The organism is Pseudomonas soli (assembly GCF_900110655.1).
Taxonomy (GTDB): Bacteria; Pseudomonadota; Gammaproteobacteria; order Pseudomonadales; family Pseudomonadaceae; genus Aquipseudomonas; species Aquipseudomonas soli.
In genome coordinates this window covers 690445-709242 of record NZ_FOEQ01000002.1, presented here as the reverse complement: position 1 = coordinate 709242, position 18798 = coordinate 690445, and the positions used below count along the sequence as shown (strand labels likewise).

Sequence of the window (18798 nt, the reverse complement as noted above, 5' to 3'; positions counted from 1 at the left end):
CGTTTGCTGGTTCTTTCGCCGCGGTTTGTCGATGCGGCGAAAGGGCCGCAAGGCGGCCCCGGCTACCTGAAGATTACTGCGCGTTCAGCGCCTGCCCGTTCACATCCTTGCTGTCCGGCCCCATCAGGTACAGGTACACCGGCATGAGGTCCTCGGGCAGCGGGTTGTTCTGCGGGTTCTCGCTCGGATACGCCTGGGCGCGCATTGCTGTGCGGGTGGCGCCTGGGTTGATGCTGTTGGAGCGCACCGGCGCGACGCCTTCCAGCTCGTCCGCCAGGGTCTGCATCAATCCTTCGGTGGCGAATTTCGACACCCCGTAGGCGCCCCAGTACGCCCGGCCCTTGCGCCCGACGCTGCTGGAAGTGAACACCACCGAGGCGTCTTCAGACAGCTTGAGCAGCGGCAGCAAGGTGCTGGTCAGCATGAAGGTGGCGTTGACGTTGATATGCATCACGCGCATGAAATTGTCGCCCGACAGCTGTTCCAGCGGCGTGCGCGGGCCAATGATCGAGGCGTTGTTGAGCAGGCCGTCGAGGCGGCCGAACTGATCCTCGATCATCGCCGCCAGTTCGTCGTACTGGTGGGGCAGGGCGGTTTCCAGGTTGAACGGGATTACCACCGGTTGTGGGTGGCCCGCGGCTTCGATCTGGTCGTAGACCTCGTTCAGGTTGGCTTCGGTCTTGCCCAGCAGCAGCACCGTGGCGCCCAGGGCGGCATAGGCCTTGGCGGCAGCGGCGCCGATGCCGCGGCCGGCGCCGGTGACCAGGATGATTCGGCCCTTGAGCAGGTCGGGGCGGGCGGTGTAGTCGAACATAGGTCTGTCCTTGGATATGAGCTGCAAGCTGTAAGCGGCAAGCGACAAGAGAGAGCGGATCAGTGTTGGGGCTGCTCTTTCCTGAAGCTTGAAGCTTGACGCTTGCGACTTGAAATCAGCAGCCGCACAGCGCGCTGTCGATCACCTTGCGCAGCTCCAGCGGGTGGTCCACCACCACGTCGGCACCCCAGTTGTTGGGGTTGTCCTCTGGATGTATATAGCCATAGCGCACCGCCGCAGTGCGGGTGCCGGCATCACGGCCGGACTCGATATCACGCAGGTCGTCGCCGACGAACAGGACGCTGGCCGGATCCAGATCGAGCGTCTTGCATGCCAGGATCAGTGGCTCGGGGTCGGGCTTGCTGTTCTTCACATGATCCGGGCAGATCAGCAGCGCCGAACGCTCGGCCAGCCCGAGTCGCTGCATGATCGGCTCGGCGAAGCGCACCGGTTTATTGGTGACCACGCCCCACAGCAGGTTGCCTTTCTCGATGTCGGCCAGCAGCTCCGGCATGCCGTCGAACAGCTTGCTGTGCACCGCGCAGTCGCGCTGGTAGCGCTCGAGGAACTCCAGGCGCAGGGGCTCGAAGCCGTCGGTATCGGGGTCCATGGCGAAGGTTGCTGCGACCATGGCGCGGGCGCCGCCGGAGATCACCTCGCGGATACGCGCGTCGTCAATGGCCGGCAAGCCGCGATCGGCGAGCATCGCCTGGCAGATGGCAATGAAGTCCGGCGCCGTGTCCAGCAGGGTGCCGTCCATGTCGAAGAGTACTGCTCGCAGGCGCATGCTCATTCCTCGCGCAGGGTCTGGATCATGTAGTTGACGTCGACGTCGTTGCACAGCTTGTAGTGCTTGGTCAGCGGGTTGTAGGTCAGGCCGATGATGTCCTTGACCTCGAGGCCTGCGGCACGGCTCCAGGCGCCCAGCTCGGAAGGGCGGATGAACTTCTTGAAGTCGTGGGTGCCGCGCGGCAGCATCTTCAGCACGTATTCTGCGCCGATAATGGCCAGCAGGTAGGCCTTGGGGTTGCGGTTGATGGTCGAGAAGAACACTTGGCCGCCGGGCTTGACCATGCGGTAGCAGGCACGGATCACCGAGGAAGGGTCGGGCACATGCTCGAGCATTTCCAGGCAGGTGACCACGTCGAACTGGCTAGGCATCTCTTCGGCCAGGGCTTCGGCGGTGATCTGCCGGTACTCCACCGCAACGCCCGACTCCAGCTGGTGCAACTGGGCCACCGCCAGCGGTGCCTCGCCCATGTCGATGCCGGTGACGGTGGCGCCACGCTGGGCCATTGCCTCGCTGAGGATGCCGCCGCCGCAGCCGACGTCCAGCACCTTCTTGCCGGCCAGGCCGACACGCTCGTCAATCCAGTTGACCCGCAGCGGGTTGATGTCGTGCAGCGGCTTGAACTCGCTCTCGCGGTCCCACCAGCGGTGGGCCAGGGCTTCGAACTTGGCGATTTCGGCGTGGTCGACGTTGCTCATGGGAACAGTCCTCTGAATCTTCGATAAATAGTGTCGCGGGGCGGCAGCCGCAACTGCCGGCCATTCATTCGTTGCGCCCACCGATGCGGGCTCCCCAAGCGCGGGCGTTGGCGGCCAGCGCGGCTTCGTCCATTTGGCTCAGGCGGCGGTCCTCGACCAGTTGCTGTCCGGCGACCCAGACATCCTTCACGCAGTCGCGCCCGGTGGCGTAGATCAGTTGCGAGACCGGGTCGTGCACCGGTTGCTGCGCCAGCCCCGACAGGTCGAAGACGGTCAGGTCGGCGGCCTTGCCCACCTCGAGCGAGCCGGTGATCGCTTCCAGGGCTAGGGCACGGGCGCCATTGAGCGTGGCCATGCGCAGCGCCCTGTGTGCGTCCAGAGCGGTGGCCGAGCCAGCGACGGCCTTGGCCAGCAGCGCGGCGGTGCGGGTTTCACCGAGCAGGTCGAGGTCATTGTTGCTGGCGGCGCCATCGGTGCCGACGGCCACGTTCACCCCGGCCTGCCACAGGCGCTCCACCGGGCAGAAACCGCTGGCCAGCTTGAGGTTGGATTCGGGGCAGTGGACCACACTGGTGTTGCTTTCTACCAGCAGCGCCAGGTCTTCGTCGCTGATCTGGGTCATGTGCACCGCTTGCAGGTTCGGGCCCAGCAGGCCCAGGCGCGCAAGGCGCGCCAGTGGCCGCTCGCCGTTGTCCTTGAGCGCTTGCTCGACTTCGCTGGCGGTCTCGTGGATGTGCATGTGCAGCGGTGCGTCCAGCTGATCGGCGATTACCCGGATCTTCTCCAGGTTCTCGTCGCTCACCGTGTAGGGGGCGTGCGGGCCCAGGGCAATGGTGATGCGCGGGTGGTGGCGCAGCTCGCCGAACAGTTCGATGGCCAGGTGCAGGGCCTCGTCCGGGGTGCGTGCGCCGGGGATGGGGAAATCCAGCAGCGGCACGGCGATCTGCGCGCGGATGCCGCTGCGGTGCACACGGTCGCAGGCCTCGCGTGGATAGAAATACATGTCGGCGAAGCAGGTGATGCCGCCCTTGAGCTGTTCGGCAATGGCCAGGTCGGTGCCGTCGGCTACGAAGGCCTCGGTCACCCAGCGACCCTCGGCGGGCCAGATGTGTTCCTGCAGCCAAGTCATCAGTGGCAGGTCGTCGGCCAAGCCGCGGAACAGGGTCATGGCAGCGTGGCCGTGGGCGTTGATCAGCCCGGGCGTCAGCAGGCAGTCGGGCAGCGTTCGCACTTCCCGCGCTTGTGGCGCCCGCTCGCGTGGGCCGAGCCAGGCGATCTGACCGTCGCGGATGCCCAGCGCATGGCCCTCCAGCACGACACCGGCCGGCTCGACGGGGACCAGCCAGTCCGGCACAAGCAGCAGGTCGAGGAGGGGAGTGGCGATGGGCATGCGCGATATATACCTGGATCGGTTCGGCTAAACGCGCAGTATACCCGAGCGTCCGCGACGCAGGCTCGCTATAATCGCCGGCTTTTGATGCCAGGGCGACGGGGAGAGGCGATGCGCGATCAACTGATGGCGGCGGAGACGGTAACGGGCATCGAGTGGCGCGACGGCGTGCTGCACCTGCTCGACCAGCGCCTGCTGCCGCTTGAGCAGTGCTGGCTGGCCTGTACCGAGGCGGCCGAGGTGGCTGAGGCGATCAGCGATATGGCCGTGCGTGGCGCTCCGGCGATCGGCATCTGCGCCGCCTACGGCCTGGTGCTCGCGCTGCGCCATCGCCTGGCGGAAGGCGAGAGCTGGGAAGAGAGCCTCGAAGAAGACTTCATGATGCTCGGCGAGGCGCGACCTACTCCGGCCAACCTGTTCTGGGCGCTCAACCGCATGCGTGAGCGTCTGCAGCGCCTGCGCCCGGATGAGGACGTGCTGAAGGTGATGGAGGCCGAGGCGGTGGCGATTCACCAGAGTGATCGCGAGGCCAACCTGACCATGGCCCAGTTCGGTGTCGAGCAGATCCGCAGGCACCAGGGCAGCGAGCAGGCCCTGCTTACCCATGGCAACGCCGGGGCGTTGGCCACTGGAGGCTTCGGTACTGCCCTGGGGGTGATCCGCGCCGCCACCCTGGAGGGCATGGTCGAGCAGGTCTATGCCTGCGAGTCGCGGCCGTGGCTGCAGGGTTCGCGCCTGACCGCCTGGGAGCTGGCCGCCGACGGTGTGCCGGTGACTGTGGTCGCTGACGCGGCGGCGGGGCACCTGATGAAGGTCAAGGGCATCACCTGGGTGGTGGTCGGCGCCGACTGCATTGCCGCCAATGGCGATGTGGCGGCGAAGATCGGCACCTACCAGATGGCGGTGGCGGCCATGCACCACGGGCTGCGCTTCATGGTGGTGGCGCCTAGCACCAGCATCGATCTGAACCTGCCCACCGGGGACGATATCCCGCTGGAGACGCGCGGCGAGGAAGAGCTGCTGGAGGTGTCCGGGATCCAGGTAACCGCTGATGTCGAAGCCTATAACCCGGTGGTCGATGTCACGCCGGCCGACCTGATCGACGTGATCGTCACCGAGAAGGGCGTGGTCGAGCGCCCGGATACCGCAAAAATTGCCCAGTTGATGTGCCGCAAACGCCTCCATTGAGGCGTTTTTCCATCCGTGCGGATGGTACTGTACGGCAACCTGCCATATCTCCCATGCGCGCAGCGTTTGTGATACCATCCGGCAGTTTCCAAGGCCGCTCTTTACCGCGGTCTTCATTGCGCAGATCCATGGCACAACTCATTGATTTGTCGTAAGTCGTCGCACCCCAATTGCGCTGCGGCGGCGAGCTTCGTTCGTCCTTCGAGGGATCAGGCGAAGTTTCACCAGAAAAAGGAATCAGGCTTCTCATGGGCGAACTGGCCAAAGAAATCCTCCCGGTCAATATCGAAGACGAACTGAGACAGTCTTACCTCGACTACGCGATGAGCGTTATTGTCGGGCGAGCGCTGCCCGATGCGCGTGACGGCTTGAAGCCCGTGCATCGCCGCGTTCTGTATGCGATGAGCGAACTGGGCAACGACTGGAACAAGCCGTACAAGAAATCCGCCCGTGTGGTCGGTGACGTGATCGGTAAGTACCACCCGCACGGCGACACCGCCGTGTACGACACCATCGTGCGCATGGCCCAGCCATTCTCGCTGCGCTATTTGCTGGTCGATGGCCAGGGCAACTTCGGTTCGGTGGACGGCGACAACGCCGCGGCCATGCGATACACCGAAGTGCGCATGTCCAAGCTGGCCCATGAGCTACTGGCCGACCTGCACAAAGAAACTGTCGACTGGGTGCCGAACTACGACGGTACCGAGCAGATCCCGGCGGTCATGCCGACTAGGATCCCCAACCTGCTGGTCAACGGTTCCAGCGGTATCGCCGTGGGCATGGCGACGAACATTCCGCCGCACAACCTCGGCGAAGTGATCGATGGCTGCCTGGCGCTGATCGACAACTCCGACATCACGGTCGATGAACTGATGCAGTTCATCCCGGGGCCGGACTTCCCGACAGCGGGCCTGATCAATGGTCGCCAGGGCATCATCGAGGCCTATCGCACCGGCCGTGGCCGCATCTATATGCGTGCCCGCTCCGAGATCGAGGACATCGACAAGGTCGGCGGCCGCCAGCAGATCGTGGTCACCGAGCTGCCGTACCAGCTGAACAAGGCGCGCCTGATCGAAAAGATCGCCGAGCTGGTCAAAGAGAAGAAGATCGAAGGCATCACCGAGCTGCGCGACGAGTCCGACAAGGACGGCATGCGTATCGTCATCGAGCTGCGCCGCGGCGAGGTGCCGGAGGTGGTGCTCAACAACCTCTACCAGCAGACCCAGCTGCAGAGCGTGTTCGGCATCAACATCGTTGCCCTGATCGACGGTCGCCCGCGCCTGCTGAACCTCAAGGACCTGCTCGAGGCGTTCGTTCGCCACCGTCGCGAGGTGGTCACCCGCCGCACCGTGTTCGAGCTGCGCAAGGCCCGCGAGCGTGGCCATATCCTTGAAGGCCAGGCGGTCGCGCTGTCCAACATCGACCCGGTCATTGCCCTGATCAAGGCCTCGCCGACGCCGTCCGAAGCCAAGGAAGCACTGATCAGCACGGCCTGGGAGTCCAGCGCGGTGCAGGTCATGGTCGAGCGTGCCGGTGCCGAGTCGTGCCGTCCGGAAGACCTGCCGGAGCAATATGGCCTGCGCGAAGGCAAGTACTACCTGTCGCCGGAACAGGCCCAGGCGATCCTGGAGCTGCGCCTGCACCGCCTGACCGGCCTGGAGCACGAGAAGCTGCTGGCCGAGTACCAGGAGATCCTCGAGCAGATCGGCGAGCTGATTCGCATCCTCAGCAGCGCCGAGCGCCTGATGGAAGTGATCCGCGAGGAGCTTGAAGCGATCCGCGCCGAGTACGGCGATGCCCGTCGCACCGAAATCCTCAATGCCAGCCACGACCTCAACTACGGTGACATGATCCCGGAAGAAGAGCGTGTGGTGACCATCTCCCACGGTGGCTACGCCAAGACCCAGCCATTGTCCGCGTACCAGGCCCAGCGCCGTGGTGGCAAGGGCAAGTCGGCCACAGGCGTCAAGGACGAGGACTACATCGAGCACCTGCTGGTCGCCAACAGCCATGCCACCCTGTTGCTGTTCTCCAGCAAGGGCAAGGTGTACTGGAAGAAGACCTACGAGATTCCCGAGGCCTCCCGCGCCGCCCGCGGCCGCCCACTGGTCAACCTGCTGCCGCTGGAGGAGGGTGAGCGCATCACCGCCATGCTGCAGATCGACCTGGAGGCGCTGCAGCAGCACGCAGATCCAGAGGAAGAACTGGAAGACAGCGACGACAGCGTGATCGAAGGCGAGCTGGTGGAGGCCGAGGAGATCGACGAGGAAGACGGCGACACCCCTGAGTGGGTCGCCGAAGCGACCGGCGCCTACATCTTCATGGCCACTGCTGCCGGTACCGTCAAGAAGACTCCGCTGGTGCAGTTCGCCCGTCCGCGTTCCAATGGCCTGATTGCCCTGAAGCTCAAGGAAGGTGACACCCTGATCGCCGCCGCCATTACCGATGGCGCCAAGGAAGTCATGATGTTCTCCGACGCCGGCAAGGTGATCCGCTTCGCCGAGAGCGTGGTGCGCGAGATGGGCCGTACCGCCCGTGGCGTGCGCGGCATGAAGCTGGGCAAGGGGCAGCAGATCATTTCCATGCTGATTCCGGAGTCCGGCGCGCAGATCCTCACCGCTTCCGAGCGTGGTTTTGGCAAGCGCACCCCGCTGTCCAAGTTCCCGCGTCGCGGCCGTGGCGGCCAGGGCGTGATCGCCATGGGCACCAAGGGGCGCAATGGCCTGCTGATCGGCGCTATCCAGGTGCAGGAAGGCGAGGAAATCATGCTGATCTCCGACCAGGGCACGCTGGTGCGTACCCGGGTCGGCGAGGTGTCCAGCCTGGGCCGTAACACCCAGGGTGTCACGCTGATCAAGCTGGCCACCGACGAGACGCTGGTGGGGCTTGAGCGCGTCCAGGAACCCTCCGAGGAAGAGCTCGATGAACTGATCGAGACGGACGAGGAGGGCGCCCCGCTCGATGCGGTGGGCGACGACGATGCCGGCACCGAAGAGGCGCCTCAGGAATAATCGATGCAACAACCCGAGCGGGGCGACCAAGGTCGCCCCGTTTGACTGATGAAGGTGGGGCATTGGCGCTGCAAGGCAGCCCCGGTGCCGGCGACACAGTCTTGACTGGTCGGCAGCGAATTACGATTTTGTTCTATTTGGCAGAGCGAGAGTGGATGTGAGCAAACGAGCCTTTAACTTCTGCGCAGGCCCTGCCGCGCTTCCTGATGCCGTGCTGCAGCGCGCCCAGGCCGAGATGCTGGACTGGCGCGGCAAGGGTCTGTCGGTGATGGAAATGAGCCATCGCAGCGACGACTATGTGGCCATCGCCGAAAAGGCCGAGCAGGACCTGCGCGACCTGCTGTCCGTCCCCTCCAACTACAAGGTGCTGTTCCTGCAGGGCGGCGCCAGCCAGCAGTTCGCCGAGATTCCGCTGAACCTGCTGCCAGAAAACGGCACCGCCGACTACGTCGAGACCGGTATCTGGTCGAAGAAGGCCATCGAGGAAGCGCGCCGCTTCGGCACTGTCAACGTTGCTGCCAGCGCCAAGCCCTACGACTACCTGGCCATCCCGGGCCAGAACGAGTGGCAGTTGACCCGCAACGCCGCGTATGTTCACTATGCGTCCAACGAGACCATTGGTGGCCTGCAGTTCGACTGGGTGCCCGAAACCGGTGACGTCCCGCTGGTGGTCGACATGTCCTCGGACATCCTGTCGCGCCCGATCGACGTGTCGCAGTACGGCCTGATTTATGCCGGCGCGCAGAAGAACATCGGCCCGAGCGGCCTGGTGGTGGTAATCGTGCGCGAAGACCTGCTGGGTCGCGCTCGCAGCAGCTGCCCAACCATGCTCGACTACAAGGTGTCGGCCGACAACGGCTCGATGTACAACACTCCGGCCACCTATTCCTGGTACCTCTCGGGCCTGGTGTTCGAGTGGCTCAAGGAGCAGGGTGGCGTCGAGGCAATGGAGCAGCGCAACCGCGCCAAGAAAGAGCGCCTTTACGGCTTCATCGATGCCAGCGAGTTCTACACCAACCCGATCAGCGTCAACGCCCGCTCGTGGATGAACGTGCCGTTCCGTCTGGCCGACGAACGTCTGGACAAGGCCTTCCTGGCCGGTGCCGATGCCCGTGGCCTGCTCAACCTCAAGGGTCATCGTTCGGTCGGTGGCATGCGTGCCTCGATCTACAACGCCCTGGGCCTGGAGGCTGTCGAGGCGCTGGTGCAGTACATGGGTGAATTCGAGAAGGAGCACGGCTGATGTCCGATCAGGAGCTCAAGGCCCTGCGCGTGCGCATCGACAGCCTCGACGAGAAGATCCTCGAGCTGATCAGCGAACGCGCCCGTTGCGCCCAGGAAGTGGCCAAGGTCAAGACTGCATCGTTGCCGGAAGGCGAGGCACCGGTGTTCTACCGTCCCGAGCGCGAGGCCGCGGTACTCAAGCGCGTCATGCAGCGTAACCAGGGACCGCTGGATAACGAAGAGATGGCGCGGCTGTTCCGCGAGATCATGTCTTCCTGCCTGGCGCTCGAAGAGCCGCTGAAAGTGGCCTACCTCGGTCCTGAGGGGACCTTCACCCAGGCGGCGGCCATGAAGCACTTCGGTCATGCCGTGGTGAGCCGCCCGATGGCGGCCATCGACGAGGTGTTCCGCGAGGTGGCGGCCGGTGCGGTCAATTTTGGCGTGGTGCCGGTGGAGAACTCCACCGAGGGCGCCGTCAGCCACACGCTGGACAGCTTCCTCGAGCATGACATGGTGATCTGCGGCGAGGTCGAGCTGCGTATCCACCATCACCTGCTGGTGGGCGAGAACACCAAGACCGACAGCATCACCCGCATCTACTCCCACGCCCAGTCGCTGGCCCAGTGCCGCAAGTGGCTGGACGCCCACTACCCGAACGTCGAGCGCGTGGCTGTGTCGAGCAACGCCGAGGCGGCCAAGCGGGTCAAGGGCGAGTGGAACTCGGCGGCGATTGCCGGTGACATGGCGGCCAACTTGTATGGTTTGACCCGTCTGGCCGAAAAGATCGAGGACCGCCCGGACAACTCCACGCGTTTCCTCATGATCGGTAACCAGGAAGTGCCGCCGACCGGCGATGACAAGACTTCGATCATCGTCTCCATGAGCAACAAACCGGGTGCTCTGCATGAGCTGCTGGTGCCGTTCCACGAAAACGGCATCGACCTGACGCGCATCGAGACCCGTCCGTCGCGCAGCGGCAAGTGGACCTACGTGTTCTTCATCGACTTTGTCGGCCATCACCGTGATCCGCTGATCAAGGCGGTGCTGGAGCAGATCAGCCAGGAGGCTGTGGCGCTGAAGGTGTTGGGCTCTTATCCGAAAGCGGTGCTCTGACGTATGTTTCAAGGTTCATCGCGGGTCTCGTGGGAGTGGGCTTGTCCCGCGATGGACTTACAGGCTGTCTTGATTTCTGAACAGGGTTTGCACTCGTGGTTGATGCTGTAACAAACAAATCCGCACCGGTTGTCGGTCGCCTGGTCGTGGTCGGCCTCGGTCTGATCGGAGGCTCCTTCGCCAAGGGCCTGCGCGAAAGTGGCCTGTGCCGCGAAGTGGTCGGCGTCGACCTCGACGCCGAGTCGCGCAAACAAGCCGTGGCGCTGGGCGTGGTCGATCGCTGCGAGGCAGACCTTGCGGCCGCTTGTGTTGGCGCCGACGTCATCCAGTTGGCTGTGCCGATCCTGGCGATGGAGAAAGTCCTGGCTCGCCTGGCCCAGCTCGACCTGGGTAATGCGGTGATCACCGACGTGGGCAGTGCCAAGGGCAATGTGGTGCGTGCCGCGCGCGAGGCGTTTGCCGAGCGCCTGCCGCGATTCGTGCCGGGGCACCCGATCGCCGGGTCCGAGCAGAGTGGGGTGGAGGCCTCCAATGCGGCGTTGTTCCGTCGGCACAAGGTGATCCTCACTCCGCTGGCGGAAACCGAGCCGGGCGCGCTCGCCCTGGTTGATCGCCTCTGGCGAGCGCTGGATGCCGATGTCGAGCACATGTCGGTGGAGCGCCATGACGAAGTGCTGGCCGCCACCAGCCACCTGCCGCACCTGCTGGCCTTCGGCCTGGTCGACTCGCTGGCCAAGCGCAATGAAAACCTGGAGATCTTCCGGTACGCTGCGGGAGGCTTCCGCGATTTCACGAGAATCGCCGGCAGCGACCCAATCATGTGGCATGACATCTTCCTCGCCAACCGCGAGGCGGTCCTGCGCACTCTCGATACATTTCGCAGCGACCTCGACGCTCTGCGCGACGCGGTCGATGCTGGGGACGGGCACCAACTGCTGGGCGTGTTCACCCGCGCCCGGGTTGCCCGCGAGCATTTCAGTAAAATCCTTGCCCGTCGGGCCTATGTGGACGCTATGAACGCCAACGATCTGATTTTCCTGGCCCAACCGGGTGGCCGCGTGTCCGGACGGATCCGCGTACCTGGCGACAAATCGATTTCCCACCGCTCGATCATGCTCGGCTCGCTGGCCGAGGGCACGACCGAGGTCGAAGGTTTCCTCGAGGGTGAAGACGCCCTGGCGACCTTGCAGGCCTTCCGCGACATGGGCGTGGTCATCGAAGGGCCGCACCATGGTCGCGTGACCATTCACGGTGTTGGCCTGCATGGCCTGAAGCCGCCGCCCGGCCCGCTGTACGTGGGTAACTCCGGCACCTCGATGCGCCTGCTGTCCGGCCTGCTGGCAGCGCAGTCGTTCGACACCACCATGACCGGCGACGCCTCGCTGTCCAAGCGCCCGATGAATCGCGTGGCCAATCCGCTGCGTGAAATGGGTGCTGTGGTCGAGACCGGCCCTGAAGGTCGTCCGCCGTTGACCATCCGCGGTGGGCACAAGCTCAAGGCGCTGAACTACACGCTGCCGATGGCCAGTGCCCAGGTCAAGTCCTGCCTGCTGCTGGCCGGCCTGTACGCCGAAGGCACCACCACCGTCACCGAGCCTGCGCCTACCCGTGACCACACCGAGCGCATGCTGCGCGGCTTCGGCTACGCGGTCGAGTCGAACGGTCCAGTGGCCTCCCTGCAGTCCGGTGGCAAACTCAAGGCCACCCGCATCGAAGTGCCGGCGGATATTTCCTCCTCGGCGTTCTTTCTGGTGGCGGCGTCCATCGCCGAGGGTTCCGAACTGGTCCTGGAGCACGTTGGCATCAACCCGACCCGCACCGGCGTTATCGACATCCTGCGCCTGATGGGCGGCGACATCACCTTGGAAAACCAGCGTGAAGTCGGCGGCGAGCCGGTGGCCGACCTGCGCGTGCGTGGCGCCAAGCTCAAGGGCATCGACATCCCGCAAGAGCTGGTGCCGCTGGCCATCGACGAGTTCCCGGTGCTGTTTGTCGCTGCCGCCTGCGCCGAAGGGCGTACCGTGCTGCGTGGCGCCGAAGAGCTGCGGGTCAAGGAGTCGGACCGCATCCAGGTGATGGCTGACGGCCTGATCGCCCTGGGCGTGAAGTGTGAGCCGACCCCGGACGGCATCATCATCGATGGCGGCCAGATCGGCGGCGGCGAAGTGCACGGCCACGGCGACCATCGCATCGCCATGGCCTTCAGCATCGCCTCGCTGCGCGCCAGCGCGCCGATCGTGATCCATGACTGCGCCAACGTCGCCACGTCGTTCCCCAACTTCCTGGCGCTGTGCAAGGAAGTCGGCATCCGCGTCGCCGAAGAGGGCAAGTCGTGAATTTGCAAGCACCGGTCATCACCATCGACGGGCCGAGCGGCTCGGGCAAGGGTACCGTGGCGGGCCTGCTGGCCCGCGAGCTGGGCTGGCGCCTGCTCGATTCCGGTGCCCTGTACCGCCTGCTGGCGTTCAACGCCACTAACCATGGCGTCGACCTGACCAACGAAGAGCTGCTCAAGGCGCTGGCCGCGCATCTGGACGTGCAGTTCGTTGCGGCGGAGCCGGGCAAGCTGCAGCAGATCATTCTCGAGGGTGAGGATGTCAGCAATGCCATTCGCACCGAGACAGTCGGTGCCGGGGCCTCGATGGTCGCCTCGCTGCCGGCGGTGCGCGAGGCGCTGCTGCAGCGCCAGCGTGCTTTCCGTGAAGCCCCCGGGCTGATTGCCGACGGTCGCGACATGGGCACTGTGGTATTCCCGGACGCGCCGTTGAAGGTGTTCCTTACCGCCAGTGCCGAGGAGCGTGCCCGTCGCCGTTACCTGCAGTTGAAGGGCAAGGGCGAAGATGTTAGTCTGTCGAGTCTGCTAGATGAGATCCGTGCGCGTGATGAGCGCGACACCCAGCGTGCAGTGGCCCCGCTCAAGCCGGCGGCCGATGCAATCCAGCTGGATTCCACGGAGTTGTCCATCGAGCAGGTGCTGCAACGCATCAGAAGCGAGCTCGCCCTGCGCGACCTGGCCTGATGGAGAGGAGGGCCGGCAGGGGCACCAGTCAACGTCCTGCCAGCGCTCCTTAACTTAACGAAACCCACATTGTCTGGAATGTGGCTATGGGCGTCTTTTTCGCCCGAATCTACAGGAATTAAAATGAGCGAAAGCTTTGCAGAACTCTTTGAAGAAAGCCTGAAAACCCTCAATCTTCAGCCGGGTGCAATCATCACCGGTATCGTTGTCGACATCGACGGCGACTGGGTTACCGTACACGCTGGCCTGAAGTCCGAGGGTGTCATCCCGCTCGAGCAGTTCTACAACGAAACCGGCGAACTGACCATCAAGGTCGGTGACGAAGTTCACGTTGCGCTGGACGCGGTCGAAGACGGCTTCGGCGAAACCAAGCTGTCCCGTGAAAAAGCCAAGCGCGCCGAGTGCTGGATTGTTCTGGAAGCTGCTTTCGCTGCCGAAGAAGTGGTCAAGGGCGTTATCAACGGTAAGGTTAAAGGCGGCTTCACTGTCGACGTTAACGGCATCCGTGCGTTCCTGCCGGGCTCCCTGGTTGATGTCCGCCCAGTGCGCGACACCACCCACCTCGAAGGCAAAGAGCTGGAATTCAAGGTCATCAAGCTGGACCAGAAGCGCAACAACGTTGTCGTTTCCCGTCGCAGCGTCCTGGAGGCCGAAAACAGCGCCGAGCGCGAAGCTCTGCTGGAATCGCTGCAGGAAGGCCAGCAGGTCAAAGGTATCGTCAAGAACCTCACCGACTACGGTGCGTTCGTTGACCTGGGCGGCGTCGATGGTCTGCTGCACATCACCGACATGGCCTGGAAGCGTATCAAGCACCCGTCCGAGATCGTCAACGTTGGTGACGAGATCGACGTCAAGGTCCTGAAGTACGATCGTGAGCGCAACCGCGTTTCGCTGGGCCTGAAGCAACTGGGCGAAGACCCATGGGTTGCTATCAAAGCCCGTTACCCAGAGAGCACCCGCGTGACTGCTCGCGTTACCAACCTGACCGACTACGGCTGCTTCGCTGAGCTGGAAGAAGGCGTTGAAGGTCTGGTACACGTTTCCGAAATGGACTGGACCAACAAGAACATCCACCCGTCGAAAGTCGTTCAGGTTGGCGACGAAGTGGAAGTCATGGTTCTGGACATCGACGAAGAGCGTCGTCGTATCTCCCTGGGCATCAAGCAGTGCAAGTCCAACCCATGGGAAGACTTCTCCGGCCAGTTCAACAAGGGTGACAAGATCACCGGTACCATTAAGTCGATCACCGACTTCGGTATCTTCATCGGCCTGGACGGCGGCATCGACGGTCTGGTTCACCTGTCCGACATCTCCTGGAACGAAGCCGGCGAAGAAGCCGTGCGTCGCTTCAAGAAGGGCGACGAGCTGGAAACCGTCATCCTGTCGGTTGACCCAGAGCGCGAGCGCATCTCCCTGGGCATCAAGCAGCTGGAAGACGATCCGTTCTCCAACTTCGTTTCGATCAACGACAAGGGCGCTATCGTCAAAGGTATCGTCAAGGAAGTTGATGCCAAGGGCGCTATCGTGACCCTGGCCGACGACATCGAAGCTACTCTGAAAGCTTCCGAAATCAGCCGTGACCGCGTTGAAGACGCTCGTAACGTGCTGAAGGAAGGCGAAGAGATCGAAGCCAAGATCATCAGCGTCGACCGCAAGTCCCGCGTCATCAGCCTGTCCATCAAGTCGAAGGACGATGCTGAAGAGCGCGAAGCCATCCAGAGCCTGAAAAACGCTCCGGAAGCGGCTGCCGACACCACCATGGCCGCGCTGCTGCGCGAAGCTATGGCCAAGCAGAACTGAGTTCTGTTTGATCGGTAAAAAGGGCGACCCTCGGGTCGCCCTTTTTTGTGCCTGTGTGTCCCGTCCTGAATAAGGTTTACACCTCCCATCCCGAATTTCCGGAGAGTCAGATGGATCAAGGTGTAAAGCGCACACAGCGTGATTACTCGCTGTCTTCTAAATTGGCAGTAGTCGATCAGATCGAAAAAGGCGAGCTGACCTGCACCCAGGCCCGGGAGCGGTACGGCATCCAAGGAAAATCTACGGTTCTGGTATGGTTGCTTAAGCACGGTCGGCAGGATTGGAGCCAGGGGCCTCGATCCGCGACGAGAGGAGCTGCGCGATGTCTGACCCCAAAACGCTCACTCCAGAGCAGCGAATCAAAGAACTTGAGCAGCAGCTTGAGCTGATGAGCCAGAAGGCTCAGTTCTTTGAGACGGTCGTTGATGTTCTAAAAAATGAATACGGTGTATCGGTCGTAAAGAAGCGATCCGGCAAGTCCTCACGCAAGGTCAAGTTGCAGGACTGAGCATTGCCAGGGCTTGTCAGTTTCTAGGCATCAGTCGACAGGCTTACTACAAGCGCAACCAGGCCGCTGATGACAAAAAGCGCCAGACGGATCGAGTGATTGAGTTCGTACAGCAAATCCGGATGCGTCAGTCTCGTCTGGGGACACGCAGCTGCACTATTTGCTGCATTGCCAACCTGACAGACGAGTCCAGGTGGGCCGAGACAGGCTTTTCCAGGTCTTGGGTGAGCGCCGCTTGCTAGTACTGTCTAAGCGGGCGTATCACAAGACAACACAGAGCTTTCATCGCTTTTACCGTCATCCCAGCTTACTTAAGCCCGGTCCAAGCCAAGTCGTACCGACAAGGCCAGAGCACGTCTGGGTGGCCGACATTACTTATCTGCCCGCACGTAACGGCCCGCTGTATCTGAGCCTGGTAACGGATGCGTACGCTAGGAAAATCGTTGGCCACCACGTCCATGAAAGCCTGCATGCCGAGTCGGTGGCGCAAGCTTTCAAGCAGGCATTACGGAAGCGACGTCATCGCCAGCCATTAGTCCACCATTCGGATCGAGACATCCAATACTGCTCGGCGCTATACCAGTCACTGCATCAACGGCACGGCGTTCAGTGCTCCATGACCGATGGGTATGACTGCTACCAGAACGCGCTGGCCGAGCGAATCAACGGAATCCTCAAGACGGAGCTGCTGTCGAGGAGCCCTGAAGATCGTGAGCAGGCGAGGAAGATGGTTGATGAGGCAGTGCAGATCTACAACACAGAACGGCCCCATATGGCCCTGAAAAACAAAACGCCCGATGCGGTGCATCGGGCGTTTTGAGGCCTGTCGGCCTACCTGAACGGGTGTAAACCTATTTCAGGACTAGACAGTGATTTGCCTGGAGGAGCCAAAATAGCTTGTTCCTACAGGGTTTGTAGATATTTCTGTGCTCGTGGGCGATGTGTGGGCCGTAGGCTTTACCACTCGCCTGTAAAGTTGCGTCGCAGTGCGCTCGCGTTCGTGTGGGGGGATAGCCCGTGCTGCGCCTTATCTTGAATTTTTTTGTTTAGTCAAGAACCACCCTGTTCAAATCCGCCGGAGCGTGCTACAAACTGATTAAGCAATGATCTAGCTGCTTGATAACGAAGGGAAAAATATGACGAAGTCGGAGCTGATCGAACGTATTGTCACCCATCAGGGGCTGCTCTCGTCCAAGGACGTCGAGCTGGCCATCAAGACCATGCTTGAGCAGATGTCGCAGTGCCTGGCGACCGGGGATCGTATCGAGATCCGTGGCTTTGGCAGCTTTTCCCTGCACTATCGCGCGCCCCGTGTAGGCCGCAATCCCAAGACCGGTCAGTCGGTCAGCCTGGACGGCAAGTTCGTTCCTCATTTCAAGCCCGGTAAGGAGTTGCGGGACAGGGTCAACGAATAAGACCATGTCCAGCACTAATCGATAGAGAAAACGCAATGCGAAGTCTACGGCGCGCCTTATTGGCCTTCTTCATCCTAGCCCTCATAGTGCTGGTATTGTTCTTCTTCCTGGAGAACCAGCAAGCGGTATCCTTGATTCTGTTCGGTTGGACCTCGCCCTCGGTTCCCGTTGCTCTGCTGATTTTAATAGCGTTGTTCGTGGGTCTGCTGGTTGGGCCGGTGTTGAGCGCAATCGTCAGGCTGCGCAATAGGGCACCCGGTCGAGACTCTCTCCGCTGAGCGACTTGCTGGCCCCATCGACTGCCCTTGCCGAACCCGGTTGATCGAAGCTCCCTGCACCGGGTGGTTGATCTCCTTACCGTCGTCACGATCATTTTTGGTGCATCATCTTAGTTCGAATCCCGGCAGGACTGTGAAGGCATCATTGAGGCACGTAGGCGGCCCTCGTTGCCGTATCCCGTGCCCTTCCATCCTGCTAAAGGTGCATCGTCTCGCCGACGCAGGCACTTATTGAGTGTGCTAGGGTCAGAAGTTAGTAGGCGGGTGCGTCCACCCGATGATCCGGTAGATGAGGCGCGCTCTCTAATGGCGAAAAGGATTTATGGGATTATTTTCGAATACAGTTGAATAAGAGGCTTTCTCAAATTCGACATGGATAAGTGCCACTATATTGCCTTGATTTTAATTGCCATTGAGTCTCTGCGAAATTTAAAAGAAATGCTAAAATGGAATTTTAGTATATACAATAGCTGGTTTGTCTCGCATTTTTGACGTGTGAGGTGGCGAATGAGGAGGACAACCTATCTTGAACAGCTATTCGAAAATTACAACCGTGAAATTTGTTAATAGCAATCAGCAGCAAGCAGGTAGCGTTGCAGTGCTTTTATGCAGTTATAACGGTGAACGCTACCTGAAGGAGCAGCTGGACTCAATTTTCTCGCAGAGTCATGGAAATTTCCGAGTATATGTTTCCGATGACGGTTCTAAAGATTCTACGCAAGAGTTGCTCGATAAATATGGCGACGAATTTCGCTCCCGCCGCGTTGATCGCTTCGCTGGTCCGGGCCAAGGCTTTGCACAGAATTTTCTGTCGATTAGTTGTCGAGATGATATAAAGGCTGACTACTATGCCTGGTGCGATCAGGATGATATCTGGCACCCGGAGAAGCTCGCCCGGGCCGTTACCAGGTTGTCTTCAGTCCCAGAAGGTGTGCCCGCACTGTACTGTGCAAGGACCGAGTTGGTGGACCAGGATGGAAAACATCTAGGCTTCTCTCCCGTTTACTCACGGTCTGCCTGCTTCAGAAATGCACTCGTTCAAAATATTGCCGGTGGAAATACCATGGTGTTTAACGACGCATTGATGAAGTTGCTGCGCGAAGCTGGTAATAACGCAACGATCGTTTCCCATGACTGGTGGGCCTATATGATAGTTACCGGCTGCGGTGGCGTGGTATTATATGATTCAGAACCTTCTGTGCTGTATCGGCAGCATGGGCAGAATTGTGTTGGTTCCAATTCAGGGGTTTTACCCAACCTGAAACGGGTACGACAGTTGCTGAAGGGACGCTTTAAGTCCTGGATGGATTTGAATATCGAAGCTATGAAACTTGTCAGTCACAACTTTACTCCAGAAAATCAGAGTATTCTTAGGCAATTTGCCGAGGCGCGACGTGCTTCGGTTTTTTTTCGTTTATTGAAACTCAAGCAGTCGGGTGTCTACAGGCAGACTTTCATTGGTAATGCCGGTTTGTTCTTGGCAGCTCTGTTGGGGCGGGTCTGAATGACGGCGGGAACGAAGGGGTAAGGCATCCTGCCTAATCCCTCTC

At 61.5% G+C, this 18798-nt stretch carries 14 protein-coding genes and 1 pseudogene; 11 read left to right on the top strand and 4 right to left on the bottom strand.

Going from position 1 to position 18798, the window contains the following annotated elements; translation table 11 throughout:
* Positions 1-73: 73 nt before the first annotated feature.
* The 4 genes from BMY03_RS07865 to BMY03_RS07850 form a co-directional block, all read right to left on the bottom strand.
* Positions 74-814 (bottom strand): YciK family oxidoreductase, encoded by a 741-nt coding sequence (locus tag BMY03_RS07865; RefSeq protein ID WP_094010733.1) that lies wholly within the window; start codon positions 812-814, stop codon positions 74-76.
* Positions 815-929: 115 nt separating this feature from the next.
* Positions 930-1601 (bottom strand): N-acetylmuramic acid 6-phosphate phosphatase MupP, encoded by a 672-nt coding sequence (gene mupP / locus BMY03_RS07860; protein WP_023630596.1) that lies wholly within the window; start codon positions 1599-1601, stop codon positions 930-932.
* A 2-nt stretch (positions 1602-1603) separates the two neighbouring features.
* Entirely contained in the window at positions 1604-2302 is a 699-nt protein-coding gene (gene ubiG, locus BMY03_RS07855) for a bifunctional 2-polyprenyl-6-hydroxyphenol methylase/3-demethylubiquinol 3-O-methyltransferase UbiG (protein ID WP_094010732.1), read from the bottom strand.
* Positions 2303-2366: 64 nt separating this feature from the next.
* On the bottom strand, positions 2367-3692 hold the full coding sequence (locus BMY03_RS07850) for a TRZ/ATZ family hydrolase (RefSeq protein ID WP_038705631.1): 1326 nt from the start codon (positions 3690-3692) through the stop codon (positions 2367-2369).
* Between the two features lie 111 nt (positions 3693-3803).
* Here BMY03_RS07850 and mtnA point away from each other — a divergent pair, with 111 nt between their 5' ends.
* From mtnA to BMY03_RS07795, 11 genes and pseudogenes are all read left to right on the top strand, one after another.
* Positions 3804-4880 (top strand): S-methyl-5-thioribose-1-phosphate isomerase, encoded by a 1077-nt coding sequence (gene mtnA, locus BMY03_RS07845; RefSeq protein WP_094010731.1) that lies wholly within the window; start codon positions 3804-3806, stop codon positions 4878-4880.
* 248 nt (positions 4881-5128) lie between these two features.
* Complete coding sequence (gene gyrA, locus BMY03_RS07840) at positions 5129-7891, top strand: DNA gyrase subunit A (protein ID WP_094010730.1); 2763 nt, start codon at positions 5129-5131, stop codon at positions 7889-7891.
* 157 nt (positions 7892-8048) lie between these two features.
* A complete protein-coding gene (gene serC / locus BMY03_RS07835) occupies positions 8049-9134 on the top strand; it encodes a 3-phosphoserine/phosphohydroxythreonine transaminase (protein WP_094010761.1) in 1086 nt (361 codons plus the stop codon).
* A complete protein-coding gene (gene pheA, locus BMY03_RS07830) occupies positions 9134-10228 on the top strand; it encodes a prephenate dehydratase (protein ID WP_094010729.1) in 1095 nt (364 codons plus the stop codon). The genes serC and pheA overlap by 1 nt, the downstream gene beginning before the upstream one ends.
* 95 nt (positions 10229-10323) lie before the next feature.
* Positions 10324-12564 (top strand): bifunctional prephenate dehydrogenase/3-phosphoshikimate 1-carboxyvinyltransferase, encoded by a 2241-nt coding sequence (locus BMY03_RS07825; RefSeq protein WP_094010728.1) that lies wholly within the window; start codon positions 10324-10326, stop codon positions 12562-12564.
* Positions 12561-13247, top strand: a complete 687-nt coding sequence (gene cmk, locus BMY03_RS07820) for a (d)CMP kinase (RefSeq protein ID WP_023630826.1) — start codon at positions 12561-12563, stop codon at positions 13245-13247. Before BMY03_RS07825 ends, cmk begins: the two co-directional genes overlap by 4 nt.
* Positions 13248-13370: 123 nt before the next feature.
* Positions 13371-15047 carry a 30S ribosomal protein S1 gene (gene rpsA, locus BMY03_RS07815; RefSeq protein WP_023630827.1) on the top strand — a complete coding sequence of 559 codons (1677 nt, stop codon included), beginning with the start codon at positions 13371-13373 and terminating at the stop codon, positions 15045-15047.
* Positions 15048-15157: 110 nt separating this feature from the next.
* Positions 15158-16375: pseudogene (locus tag BMY03_RS07810) on the top strand (IS3 family transposase).
* A gap of 316 nt (positions 16376-16691) precedes the next feature.
* Positions 16692-16970: an integration host factor subunit beta gene (gene ihfB / locus BMY03_RS07805; RefSeq protein WP_094010727.1), complete on the top strand. Its 279-nt coding sequence runs from the start codon at positions 16692-16694 to the stop codon at positions 16968-16970.
* Positions 16971-17005: 35 nt separating this feature from the next.
* Entirely contained in the window at positions 17006-17248 is a 243-nt protein-coding gene (locus BMY03_RS07800) for a lipopolysaccharide assembly protein LapA domain-containing protein (protein ID WP_094010726.1), read from the top strand.
* A gap of 526 nt (positions 17249-17774) precedes the next feature.
* Positions 17775-18752 (top strand): glycosyltransferase family 2 protein, encoded by a 978-nt coding sequence (locus BMY03_RS07795; RefSeq protein ID WP_201754966.1) that lies wholly within the window; start codon positions 17775-17777, stop codon positions 18750-18752.
* Positions 18753-18798: the final 46 nt, after the last annotated feature.

Excerpts from the sequence above, each read along its gene's own strand:
- BMY03_RS07865 (WP_094010733.1), bottom strand. The coding sequence starts at position 814 with ATGTTCGACTACACCGCCCGCCCCGACCTGCTCAAGGGCCGAATCATC.
- mupP (WP_023630596.1), bottom strand. The coding sequence starts at position 1,601 with ATGCGCCTGCGAGCAGTACTCTTCGACATGGACGGCACCCTGCTGGAC.
- ubiG (WP_094010732.1), bottom strand. The coding sequence starts at position 2,302 with ATGAGCAACGTCGACCACGCCGAAATCGCCAAGTTCGAAGCCCTGGCC.
- BMY03_RS07850 (WP_038705631.1), bottom strand. The coding sequence starts at position 3,692 with ATGCCCATCGCCACTCCCCTCCTCGACCTGCTGCTTGTGCCGGACTGG.
- mtnA (WP_094010731.1), top strand. The coding sequence starts at position 3,804 with ATGCGCGATCAACTGATGGCGGCGGAGACGGTAACGGGCATCGAGTGG.
- gyrA (WP_094010730.1), top strand. The coding sequence starts at position 5,129 with ATGGGCGAACTGGCCAAAGAAATCCTCCCGGTCAATATCGAAGACGAA.
- pheA (WP_094010729.1), top strand. The coding sequence starts at position 9,134 with ATGTCCGATCAGGAGCTCAAGGCCCTGCGCGTGCGCATCGACAGCCTC.
- rpsA (WP_023630827.1), top strand. The coding sequence starts at position 13,371 with ATGAGCGAAAGCTTTGCAGAACTCTTTGAAGAAAGCCTGAAAACCCTC.
- ihfB (WP_094010727.1), top strand. The coding sequence starts at position 16,692 with ATGACGAAGTCGGAGCTGATCGAACGTATTGTCACCCATCAGGGGCTG.
- BMY03_RS07800 (WP_094010726.1), top strand. The coding sequence starts at position 17,006 with ATGCGAAGTCTACGGCGCGCCTTATTGGCCTTCTTCATCCTAGCCCTC.